The sequence below is a fragment of the uncultured Shewanella sp. genome, from assembly GCF_947491715.1.
Classification (GTDB): domain Bacteria; phylum Pseudomonadota; class Gammaproteobacteria; order Enterobacterales; family Shewanellaceae; genus Shewanella.
This window is the reverse complement of the sequence record NZ_CANLKR010000069.1, coordinates 1-11,741: the sequence shown is the minus strand read 5'-3', so window position 1 is coordinate 11,741 and position 11,741 is coordinate 1. Positions and strand designations below refer to the sequence as shown.

Below are 11,741 nucleotides of genomic sequence, written 5' to 3'. Positions count from 1 at the left end.
TCACCTTAAAAGGCAATAAGCATTCCTGCAATAATACGCCTTGAATTAGGCACTTTTACAGGCTCTGAAAACATGCACCTTCAAGTATTACGGGTAATATTGGAGCGGTTTTTTTAACCTGCTCCTTGTCGTGTCTTTGTGCCACGCTAAAAACAGGTATCTTGCAGTATCACGGGGATCAATAAAGGAATTGGGGTTTTATGGTAACAGATAAAGATGGTTACATGCATCTGATACATTATTTATCACAGCATTTAGGTTTATTTGAAGATCCAACTTCTACTCGAATTGATGATACGGTTATGGAGTTGTTTGAGTCTCAGTTGGCGGCTCAAATCATTATGGTTTGTGGCCAAAATCCGGCTTTATCTTTTAGTCAACGTAACCAAGTGATCCGAGAAGTGGATGCCATCGTTTATGATTTAGAAGAAATCCTTGCGAATGTGGCGAATGAACAAGCCACGCAAGCACAATCGGTATTCATCAGTGAATTTTCAGCGTTAATTAAGAATTTATTTGATCAAGAAGTTGCACTCACTTTAAGTAAAAAAACGGCTTAAAATGGTACTAGAAGGCCTGACTGCAGTGTATTAGCACAATGTTGCTATGTTTTAACACTGTTAGCGGCTTGTCATTATCCTTTGACGATATTCGAAGGAGATTGGGTTATTAGGCTAAAAATGAAGGAGGGGATATTGCAGTTCAAAAAGCCATGTGTTATCACCTTGCTTTAATCTTATCCCCCCAGTTTCGTTGTCTTGGAGCGTAAAGTGAAAGTCAGTTTAAAATTAGGCCTTTTAACCTTGTTGTTTTCGATTTCGTTAGCCAGTTGTGCGTCAGAAAAAAAAGTGATTGGTGCCACAGCTGATATGTCAGTAGCAGGCACTGGGCTTAATTACATTGCTCGTATTGATACTGGTGCTGCAAGAACATCATTAAATGCAAAAGATATCGTTGTAGAAGCATCAAGTGGGAAAACCATGCGTCATGATATTGGTAAAATGGTGTCGTTTACGACAGTGAATGCCGATGGTGAGTCTAAACGTATGACGGCCAAAATAGTGGGGGTCTCTAAAATAGTGAACTCCCAAGGAGAAGAGCGGCGCTATATCGTCAAACTTAATATTGTTTATCAGGGGAAGTCACGTAACGTGAGAGTTAATTTGCGCGATCGTAGCCGCATGGATTATAAGTTACTGATTGGTCGAGACTGGTTGAAAGGCCATTACATGGTGGATGTGGAAGTAGCAAGAAGTTGATGAAAAGGATTTGTATGTTATTGGCCAATAAGTGATGCTATATTCATACCGCCTTTTGATGATTAACGATAGAGATAAAGATGCCACAAATAGAGTTGAAATATTCCGATGATTTGACCCTTGATACCGATGCGATTTTTACCGCAATAGAGCATACGATTAATGGTAAAGACAGCAGTGCAGGGGTGTGTAAAAGTCGTGCTTTTCCCGTGAGTGAATATCGACATTCACATTTATTTATTTCTGTTATGTTACTCAAAAAGCCCCATCGCGATGGGGCTTTTATGCAATCTTTGGCTGAAATGCTAAAAGCCGAGATCATGCCTTTGTTATTACAAAATTGCTATTTTTCATTATCGGTTGATTTTATTAGTGACTATTATATAACGGAATACTTCCAGTCTTGGCACAGCCAAATTAATTAACAATAATGTGGTGCTACAAACTCATCACGGCAAACCAACCAAAAAGAAGTAAGGGTAAGTTATAGTGAATAAAGGTGGGGATCACACTGTCGCGTATATGATCGTGTTGACCATCAATATTCAAGCCCGAAGTGGGTCCTAATGTGGAGTCTGATGCAGGGGAACCTGCATCTCCCAATGCCCCAGCAGTACCAATCAATGCAATAATGGCAGGTGTTGAGAACCCAAAGCTGAGTGCTAAAGGCACGTAAATAGCGGCAATAATAGGCACGGTAGAAAAAGAGGAGCCTATGCCCATGGTAATGATTAATCCCACCAGTAACATGAAAAAGGCGGCTAAGCCTTTACTGTCACCAATTATCACACCTAATGAATTGACTAAGCTGTTTATATCACCAGTGCTTTTCAGTACCGATGCGAAACCTGCTGCTGCAATCATGATGAAGCCAATATTGGCCATCATTCTAACGCCAGTATCAAAGATATTGTGATCCTGAGTGTTTTTCAGCGCGCCTGAAAAACTGAAAATAATAAAGCCAGCTAAGGCGCCAAAAATCATTGATTGGCTGAGTAACTGTACTAATAATGCGGAGCTAATGGCAATTAATGCAATGATAATTTTACGTGGATGTATGTTTTCTTCGGGTTCAACAGACAAAGTTAAAGCTTGATTATATTCTCTAGGTTTACGATAACTAATGAACACTGCAATGAATAAGCCTATAAGCATACCGACCGCTGGAATGAGCATGGCGGGAAGCACTTGGGCTGCGTTAGCATTCAAGCCATTCACATTGAGGCTTTTGAGCAAAATTTCATTGAGGTAAATCCCACCAAATCCTATTGGGATTGTAATATAATTGATAACGAGTCCAAAGGTCAGCACACATGCCACGAGACGCCTGTCGAGTGACAGTTTTTCCATAATATGTAGCAGTGGGGGGATAAGGATAGGAATAAAAGCAATGTGGATAGGAATGATATTGCCCGAACTTACAGCGGCTACGACAATAAAACTTAATAAGGCCCAGCGGACAATATTGGTGTTTTTATGATTACGCTGATGGTTTAATTTTGTCAGAATACTTTTTGTAAGTAGGCTGGTGAGTCCTGAATACGAAAGCGCAGCGGCAAAAGCGCCGAGTAAGGCATAACTCAGTGCAACTTCAGCCCCATTGCCTAAACCAGCATTAAAAGCTTCGACAGTACCATTTAGCCCCATTCCTGATAGTAAACCAGCAATAAGCGCACTGAGCGTCAGAGCAATGACAACATTAACTCTCATTAAGCTTAAAAGCAGCATGAGGCCGACGGCAAAAATAATTGAATTCATTTAACGCCTAGGTAATCGTTGAGTGATCAATACTTTTCCATGTCTTCTCTTTGTTGTCGAGGTTAATCGCCTTTTTAGAAGCATTAAATTTAATTAATGTTAATTGTATTGTTTATTTGTATTGTCAATTTGGGGATAGGGTTGCTTATTTGAGTAAACATGAACGGATAAGGGATTTTTCTTGGGCTAATTCGAGACGGGTTAAGAAAGCATTTGCTCCTAACATCCCTTGGTGAATACTATCATTCATATGAATATTTTTTAGGCGTGGATCTTGAGGCTTGACTGAGTATGAAGCAAGAACGTGAGATGACTGAGACAGAAATTGAAGATTATCAGCGTAATGGTGTCGTCCTCCTTAAAGGCATATTTAATGAGTGGATCCCCTCATTAATACAGGGAGCTAATCAAAATGTAGCGACAGTAAGTTCACGGGCACTAAGGCATCAAGTTGATGCACATTCGGGGGCTTTTTTGGAGGATTTCTGTAATTGGCAACGGATTGAGGAGTATCGCCGTTTCGTCTTTTTATCTCCACTTGGACGTATTGCGGCGCAGTTAATGGGATCGAGAACAGTACAGTTTTTTCATGATCATTTATTGCATAAAGAGGCTGGCTCTTGTGTGGCCACACCTTGGCATCAAGATCTTCCTTATTATTGTGTCGAAGGACAGCAAACGGTGAGTTTTTGGATCCCCTTGAACGAGAGAGAAAAATCTGTTTCCCTTAAAAGTCTTGCTCGAAGTCATTTATTACCGAAAGAAATTCGCCCGACAAGTTGGTCAACGGCTGAGAGTTTTTATGGGGATGACACACATTTCATGGATTTGCCGAATATTAATGATAAGGAGTGGGATATCAAAGTGTGGGCGTTAGCGCCTGGAGATGCGGTGGCTTTTAATTTTAAAACCATACACGGGGCGAATGCCAATACGCTGTCACAGGTGAATCAAACCTTGTCTTTTCGTGTTGTGGGAGATGATATATGCTTCATTCAGCGTCCAGGAAGAACATCACCAAATTTTCCTGATATTAATCAAAAAAACGGTGAGAGATTAAGGGAAGATTGGTTTCCTGTTATTTATAAAGAATAACAGCGGACTGACAGCATTAAAGCGGACACAGTGTAGAACATTATTTTTACTGTGCCCTTATATTGACTTAGCGATATTGGTTGATGTGCGTTATACCTTGAGTCCGATTAATAATGCATCGAGTTGTTCAGCGGTGGCATGGAGTTCATCACAACCCGACACACTCATATTCGCTGATTGTTCTACATCATGAGACTGATTACGAATTTCCATTAAATTAGTCGCTATTTCATTGGCTACCGCAGATTGCTCTTCGGCTGAAGTGGCGATGAGGGTACTCATCTCATAGACTTTAGCGCTATGGTGGGCAATGGCATCTAAATCTTTGCCTGTATCCAACACATGCTTTTTGCCTTCATCGGCTTTTTCAACCGTGCGGGTCATGACTCGAGTGAGGTTTTGAGAACCCGATTGCAGTGCTTCAATCATCGCCTTAATTTCAACGGTGGCTGCCTGGGTTCGACCCGCAAGGGTTCTGACTTCATCGGCGACCACGGCAAAACCTCGGCCTTGTTCACCCGCTCTAGCGGCTTCAATAGCGGCATTTAAGGCCAGTAAATTGGTTTGCTCTGAAATAGCATTAATGGTGGTGATCACTTCATCAATTTTAGCGGCATTATCATTTAAGTGATCCACGGCCGTTGAAGCATCACCAATTTCTGTCGACAGTGTACCAATTGCATTGACAGTAGTATTTATATCACGAGAGCCTGCTTCTACTTGAAGGTTAGCTTCTTGGGTTTCAAGCGATGATTGCTCAGCGTGACGCGCGACTTCTTTGACGGCTGCTGTCATTTGCTCCATGGCGGTGGCTAACGAGTCGAGATGTAAGCGTTGATCTTTGGCTAAAGACTGGCCCTCTTGTGCCGTATTTCTAAAAGAGTGCACCACTTGGCGTATTTGAGCCGTTGCCTGTGACATTTGTTGAACCAGTGATTGCTGACGATCGACTAACGTATCGATGCTCAGGGCCAAATGGCTAAATTCATCTTTTACTTTAAAATAATTTAACCGACCGGTTAAATCACCTGCAGCCGCCTTTTGCAGTGCACTCACATTGGTATATAGGGCGCCGCGAACAAAAGTGGAAATATAATAAGACACGACAAAAATGGCTAAAAAACTGCCTAGCAAGGTCAGATAAGTCAAAGGATCATCATAGAAGCGATAAGGAGGGATGATGTTCGATGTGGGCATTTTTTGATTTATCTGATCTTTTAAGCTCGCTTGTTCAGTGACTGTTAGAAAGGTTTGTGTTTTTGCTATCAGTAAGTGTTTGGCTTGTTCATGCTGCTTTGCTTGTTGGGCCAACTGGATTTGAAAATGGCTGTTTAATTGATGTGTTTGTACTAAGGTGAGCACGACAAGTGCCAACATCGGTAAAATTGCCAAAATGGCGAATTTGGTTCTTAAGGTCATGTGGATCAAATACTGATCAACCCAACGAAATTTAACTTCTTTCATGATATTTCTCATTTTTGGGACGACTACTTGACATAATATCGGTCATAGACACGATAACTTGAATGATTTGTTGTTATTTTGTTTCATTATTTGTCGGCTAATGGCAGTGAAAAAGGCGCCGTTATGATACATAAAGCAATCTATGTTAATTATTCAAATCTCAATATTAACAATTGCATTGGGTGAAACACCAGCAAAAATTGATTTTATGTTAATTAATAGCCACTATTTTAAATCCTATTGAGAAATAACCGTCAATTGAATAAAAAAACCCTGAATTATCACTAGTCAAATGCGGTATGCTCACGTAAAATTTGTGTTTTTTCTTATTTTCACTCTTGAAATTAAAGTTAGCCAAAAAGTCATGGGGGCTCAATATTGGGGTCACCACACACTGGAAGAGATAATGTCACAGTTAACAGAAATCGTAGAACAGGCCTTAGCGGCAATCGAAGGAGCTGATAATTTAAAAGCCCTCGATGACCTTCGTGTCGATTACCTTGGGAAAAAAGGTCAGATCACCGACATGATGAAAATGATGGGGAAATTACCTCCTGAAGAGAAGCCAGCTTTTGGACAAGCGGTTAACCAAGCCAAGCAGCAAGTGCAAAAAACCTTGTCTTTGCGAATTGAGGGCTTGAAAGCGGCAGAGTTAGAAGCACAGCTTGCCAGCGAAGGGATTGATGTGACATTACCTGGTCGCCGCATTGAAAATGGTGGCTTACATCCAGTGACCCGAACCATTGAGCGTATTGAAGCCTTTTTTGGCGAGTTAGGCTTTGTGGTAAAAGAAGGTCCTGAAATTGAAGATGACTTTCATAACTTTGATGCGCTCAATATCTCAGAGCACCATCCAGCTCGCGCGGATCATGACACCTTTTATTTTAACCCTAAGGTGATGCTAAGAACACAAACTTCTGGTGTACAAATACGCACCATGGAGCATGAGAAGCCGCCACTGCGCATTATTTCTCCTGGTCGTGTTTATCGTAATGATTACGACCAAACTCACACGCCGATGTTCCACCAAGTAGAAGGCTTGTTTGTGGCTGAAAAAGTCAATTTTGCTGAGTTAAAAGGCATATTGCATGATTTTTTACGTAACTTCTTTGAAGAAGATTTAGAAGTGCGTTTCCGTCCTTCTTACTTCCCGTTCACTGAGCCTTCGGCTGAGGTGGATGTGATGGGTAAAAATGGCAAATGGCTTGAAGTGTTAGGTTGCGGCATGGTTCATCCTAATGTGCTGCGCAGTGTGGGGATCGATCCTGAGCAATATTCCGGCTTCGCCTTTGGTATGGGGGTTGAGCGTTTATCCATGTTGCGTTATGGCGTGAATGACTTGCGTTCATTCTTTGAAAATGATTTACGCTTTTTAAAACAATTTAAATAATCGGAGCAGTACTAGCATGAAATTTAGCGAATCTTGGCTTCGTGAATGGGTTAACCCAAGTGTTGACCGCGATGCCTTAGCCCACCAAATAACCATGGCAGGATTAGAGGTCGACGGTATTGACCCGGTTGCAGGTGAATTTAGTGGCGTCATTGTGGGTGAAGTGGTGGAATGTGGTCAGCACCCTGACGCTGATAAATTGCGGGTGACCAAAATCAATGTGGGCGGTGACGAGCTCATTGATATTGTGTGCGGCGCGCCAAACTGTAGGCAAGGCATAAAAGTGGCTGTCGCCATGGTTGGCGCAGTGCTGCCTGGTGATTTTAAAATTAAAAAAGCCAAATTACGCGGTGAGCCGTCATTTGGTATGTTGTGCTCTTACGGCGAGTTAGGCATTGATATTGAAAGTGATGGCATTATAGAGCTGCCTAATGATGCCCCTGTCGGGCAAGATATTCGTGCGTATTTGCGCTTGAATGATGCCACTATTGATGTGGATTTAACGGCGAATCGCGCCGATTGTCTAGGCATGGCGGGTTTGGCACGTGAAGTGGGTGTGCTCAATCGTCAGGCTGTGACCTTGCCTGAATGGGAAGCGGTATCAGCTACGATTGATGAAACAGTGGCGGTTGATTTACAAGCACCCAAGGCTTGTCCACGTTATTTGGCTCGTGTCATCAATCATGTCAATGTGAAAGCACAAACGCCACTTTGGATGCAAGAGAAATTACGCCGCAGCGGTATTCGCTCTATCGATCCGATTGTGGATATCACCAACTTTGTGTTGCTTGAATTGGGTCAGCCTATGCATGCTTTTGATAAAGCAAAAGTGGAAGGCGATATTCAAGTGCGTTTGGCCAGTGGTGATGAGAAATTAACCTTGCTTGATGGTAATGAAGTGACAGTACCTGATGATATGCTGGTTATTGCATCACAAACGCAACCGCTTGCTCTGGCAGGCGTTTTTGGTGGTGAGCATTCAGGTGTGAGTCAGCAAACACAGTCTATTGTATTGGAATGTGCTTTCTTTGCGCCGCTTGCCATATTAGGTAAGGCGCGCCGTTTAGGACTACACACTGACTCTTCACACCGTTTTGAGCGTGGCGTGGACCCAGAGTTACAACACAAAGCCATGGATAGAGCAAGCCGATTGGTGATTGATATTTGTGGTGGTGAAGCGGGCCCCGTTGTTGAGGCTAAATCAGAAAACGATTTGCCAAAACCGGTGAGCATTTTACTGCGTCGCAGTAAATTAGACCGTATTTTAGGCCACGGGATCAGTGACAGTGATGTGGAAGAAATTCTGACACGTTTAGGCTTTAGTGTTGAGGCGCAAGCGGGCAGCTGGCAAGTGACAACGGCGACCTATCGCTTTGATATGGCGATAGAAGAAGATTTAATTGAAGAGGTGGCACGTATATACGGATATAATAATATTCCTAATATTGCCCCTGTTGCTTCACTTAAGATGTCCGATCATAAAGAAGCGGATATCAGTTTGAAACGTGTGCGTAATGTATTGGTTGACAGAGGGTTTCAAGAAGCGATTACATACAGCTTCGTTGATCCCAAGCAACAGGCATTGATCCATCCAGATCAAGATGCCATGACTTTACCGAATCCTATTTCGGTTGAAATGTCGGCAATGCGATTGTCGACGATGACAGGTCTTTTGTCGGCTGTGGGTTATAACCAGAGTCGTCAACAGAATCGGGTGAGGTTATTTGAAACAGGTTTACGTTTTATTCCTGATGAAAATGCCCAGTCCGGTGTACGACAACAAGCCGTGTTAGGTGCAGTGATTGCGGGCAATCAAAGTGACGAACATTGGACCTTGGAGTCACAAACGGTTGATTTTTTCGACCTTAAAGGTGATCTTGAAGCCATAATTGGCTTGACAGGATCGGATCTAGACTTTAGCTTTAGATCAGCAACACACTCAGCGCTTCATCCTGGGCAATGTGCTGAAATTATTAGAGGTGAGCAAGTAGTAGGTATCATCGGAGCCGTTCATCCTAGTTTAGAAAAGCCGTTTGGCCTCAATGGTAAAACTATTATTTTTGAGCTGGAATTGGATGCTTTATTGCAAGCCAAATTGCCGCTAGCCCAGGCTGTATCTAAGTTTCCAGCTAACCGTCGTGATATTGCGATTGTGGTTGATGATGCAGTTACAGTGGGTAATGTTGTAAAAGTGATAAGAAAAGTTGGCGAAAATCAGTTGGTTGGCTTAAACTTATTCGATGTATACAAAGGTAAAGGTGTAGAGGCTGGCAAGAAGAGCTTAGCTATCGCACTTATATTTCAAGACAACACTCGTACGCTTGTAGAAAAGGATATTGCTGAGATGGTAAATTCAGTTGTTTCTGCTCTCAAGTCTGAGTTCAACGCATCGTTGAGGGACTAAAAGTATGGCACTTACCAAAGCCGAAATGGCAGAACATCTTTTTGAAACGCTCGGTCTCAATAAGAGGGTGGCAAAAGAGATGGTAGAGATGTTTTTCGAAGAGATTCGTCAGGCGCTCGAAAGTGGTGAGCAGGTCAAGTTATCTGGCTTTGGCAACTTTGACCTAAGGGATAAGAATCAAAGACCGGGAAGGAACCCGAAAACTGGCGAAGATATTCCTATTTCGGCACGTCGTGTTGTGACGTTCCGACCTGGACAAAAGCTAAAAAGTCGAGTTGAAGAGGCTAACGCAAAGAAGTAATTGCGTGCTAGCAGTATGTAAAGGCCACTCACCTGAGTGGCTTTTTCATTATTGTGATAGAATATTTCCGTCATATTTTAAGTGGATTGTTGCCTTTTGAAGTATCATGGAGATAAGTATGCAGCTTCATATTCGATGGAATGTGGCGCTGCATTTTTCACTTTATATAGAAGAAGAGATCTGATGTTCTATTACCTGTCAGATCAGAGGTTGAAGTCTTGTCTACACATGCTAATTATTTTGATCGTCGCTTTCCGTTGAGGCTGTTGCATCCTAAGTTTTGGTTCACTTGGGTCGGTATTATTATTTTGGTGTTGTTTTCTTTATTACCCGCTTGTGTACGGGATCCCATTGCCAGAGTGTTAGCCAAGTTAGTGATGAAAATCGCCACTAAGCCAATTAAGGTGGCGCGAGCCAATTTAACTTTGTGCTTTCCTGAGTATTCAGCGCAGGAAGTCAATGCCCTTATTACTCGTAATGTCGAAAATTTTGCCATGATTTTATTGGGGCAAGCCGAATTACTGCTTCGTGGTAAAGCCCACTTGCGAAAACGTGTGAAGGTGTCCGGACTTGAGCATGTGCATCAGGCGCGAGCAGATAAGCAACCGATTATTTTTATTATGCCCCATGTATGGGGCATTGATTATGCTGGGCTGAGGCTCAATTTAGAGCTGCCCATGGTGACGATGGCAAAAGCCCACCGTAATGATTTGTTTAACTGGTTTAATAACCGTATGCGCAGTACCCATGGTGGTGGCGTTTATATGCGAGAAGCGGGTATTCGTGCGCTGCTGAGCGAGCTTAAGCAAGATAACAGTTTCTTTTATTTACCCGATGAAGACTTAGGCCGTGATAAAAGTATTTTTGCGCCCTTTCTAGGCACGACAAAAGCCACTTTACCTGTGGTAGGGCGCCTCGCCAAAGCGGGCAATGCCCAAGTGATGCCCATACAGATAGGTTATAACCAAGACACCCGCCAGTTTGATTTAACCGTATTACCCGCCATTGAACCGAGTACCATGCAAGGTAAAGAAAACGAAGCGCTTGCCCTTAACAAAGCCGTTGAGCAAGTTATTTTGGCTTACCCTGAGCAATACATGTGGTTTTTAAAAGTGTTAAAAACCCGCCCTGAAGGTGATCCTGAAATTTATTAAGGCTTGTTTTTGATGCGTTTGGATAAGTTTGTTTGTAAAAGCACAGTGCTCTCGCGCTCACAAGCCAGAGCGGCCATTGCTGCAGGAGAAGTGAGCGTTAACAATGAGCGAGTCTATGATGAGTCGAAACAAGTGCATGAGAATAATCATGTCGTGCTTACCCGTTACGCGAATGGGCAAATGAACGGAGCGCAAAAAGAACAAGTATTAGTCACGCGGCCTTTTCGCTATTTATTATTTCATAAACCCAGCAATACGCTCAGCTCCAATGTGGATGGCGATCACCCGTCCATTTTTAATCATATCGATATCGACAACCCCGATGAGCTGCACATTGTCGGCCGCTTAGATGCCGATACCACAGGACTTGTGCTGATCACCGATGACGGTCGCTGGTCATTTGACATCATACGGCCACAAAAACAGTGCGCGAAAACCTATCGAGTCAGTTTACGGGATCCGATTAAAACCGAAGTCATTGAGCGTTTTTTGCAAGGCATTCAATTGCAAGGTGAGTCTTCACTGACCTTGTCCGCCTTTGTTTCTGTCGTGAATGACAAAGAGGTGCTACTCACTATAACCGAAGGGCGATATCATCAAGTGAAACGCATGTTCGCGGCTGTGGGTAATCGCGTGCAGGCACTGCACCGTGAGCAAATTGGCTCAGTAACATTGGATATTCCAGTAGGGGAGTGGCGGTATTTGACTACAGATGAAATAGCCAGCTTTCAGTCATCGAATGAAGAGCGCCTTTGAATGAAGGTTGATCGTTTTTATTGATTAAGGGTCGCTTAATCGGAAACAAATTAGCGTTTAGGTATTTAGTTTTTTTGGATTGTTTGTCTAGTCCTAAAATAGGTTGACGGTTTTTATTAAGCCAGTTGGAACCCCCGACTGGCTTTTTCATGTACTTCGT

General features: G+C 42.8%; 11 protein-coding genes. 9 read left to right on the top strand and 2 right to left on the bottom strand.

Going from position 1 to position 11,741, the window contains the following annotated elements:
- The first annotated feature begins 200 nt into the window (after positions 1-200).
- From Q0779_RS23270 to Q0779_RS23260, 3 genes are all read left to right on the top strand, one after another.
- Positions 201-560 carry a DUF3802 family protein gene (locus Q0779_RS23270; RefSeq protein ID WP_298776592.1) on the top strand — a complete coding sequence of 120 codons (360 nt, stop codon included), beginning with the start codon at positions 201-203 and terminating at the stop codon, positions 558-560.
- A 210-nt stretch (positions 561-770) separates the two neighbouring features.
- Positions 771-1,259: a RimK/LysX family protein gene (locus Q0779_RS23265; RefSeq protein WP_298776590.1), complete on the top strand. Its 489-nt coding sequence runs from the start codon at positions 771-773 to the stop codon at positions 1,257-1,259.
- 80 nt (positions 1,260-1,339) lie between these two features.
- Complete coding sequence (locus Q0779_RS23260; protein ID WP_298776588.1) at positions 1,340-1,684, top strand: hypothetical protein; 345 nt, start codon at positions 1,340-1,342, stop codon at positions 1,682-1,684.
- A gap of 13 nt (positions 1,685-1,697) precedes the next feature.
- Here the strand turns inward: Q0779_RS23260 and Q0779_RS23255 are convergent, their stop codons facing one another.
- Positions 1,698-3,017 (bottom strand): Na+/H+ antiporter NhaC family protein, encoded by a 1,320-nt coding sequence (locus Q0779_RS23255; protein WP_298776586.1) that lies wholly within the window; start codon positions 3,015-3,017, stop codon positions 1,698-1,700.
- A gap of 291 nt (positions 3,018-3,308) precedes the next feature.
- On the opposite strand from Q0779_RS23255, the gene Q0779_RS23250 reads away from it, so the two are divergent.
- Positions 3,309-4,112, top strand: a complete 804-nt coding sequence (locus Q0779_RS23250) for a phytanoyl-CoA dioxygenase family protein (protein ID WP_298776585.1) — start codon at positions 3,309-3,311, stop codon at positions 4,110-4,112.
- Between the two features lie 90 nt (positions 4,113-4,202).
- Here Q0779_RS23250 and Q0779_RS23245 read toward each other — a convergent pair whose 3' ends face one another.
- The gene (locus Q0779_RS23245) at positions 4,203-5,576 is read right to left on the bottom strand and encodes a methyl-accepting chemotaxis protein (protein WP_298776584.1); all 1,374 of its coding nucleotides are present in this window, start codon (positions 5,574-5,576) and stop codon (positions 4,203-4,205) included.
- 406 nt (positions 5,577-5,982) lie between these two features.
- Between Q0779_RS23245 and pheS the strand changes: the two genes are divergently transcribed.
- The 5 genes from pheS to Q0779_RS23220 all read left to right on the top strand — a co-directional run bounded on the left by pheS (position 5,983) and on the right by Q0779_RS23220 (position 11,581).
- Positions 5,983-6,966, top strand: coding sequence for a phenylalanine--tRNA ligase subunit alpha (gene pheS / locus Q0779_RS23240; protein ID WP_298776583.1), 984 nt, complete (start codon positions 5,983-5,985; stop codon positions 6,964-6,966).
- Between the two features lie 16 nt (positions 6,967-6,982).
- Positions 6,983-9,370, top strand: a complete 2,388-nt coding sequence (pheT, locus tag Q0779_RS23235) for a phenylalanine--tRNA ligase subunit beta (RefSeq protein ID WP_298776582.1) — start codon at positions 6,983-6,985, stop codon at positions 9,368-9,370.
- Between the two features lie 4 nt (positions 9,371-9,374).
- A complete protein-coding gene (ihfA, locus tag Q0779_RS23230; RefSeq protein ID WP_248941556.1) occupies positions 9,375-9,671 on the top strand; it encodes an integration host factor subunit alpha in 297 nt (98 codons plus the stop codon).
- 218 nt (positions 9,672-9,889) lie between these two features.
- Complete coding sequence (gene lpxM, locus Q0779_RS23225; protein ID WP_298776579.1) at positions 9,890-10,825, top strand: lauroyl-Kdo(2)-lipid IV(A) myristoyltransferase; 936 nt, start codon at positions 9,890-9,892, stop codon at positions 10,823-10,825.
- A gap of 12 nt (positions 10,826-10,837) precedes the next feature.
- A complete protein-coding gene (locus tag Q0779_RS23220) occupies positions 10,838-11,581 on the top strand; it encodes a pseudouridine synthase (protein WP_298776577.1) in 744 nt (247 codons plus the stop codon).
- Positions 11,582-11,741: the final 160 nt, after the last annotated feature.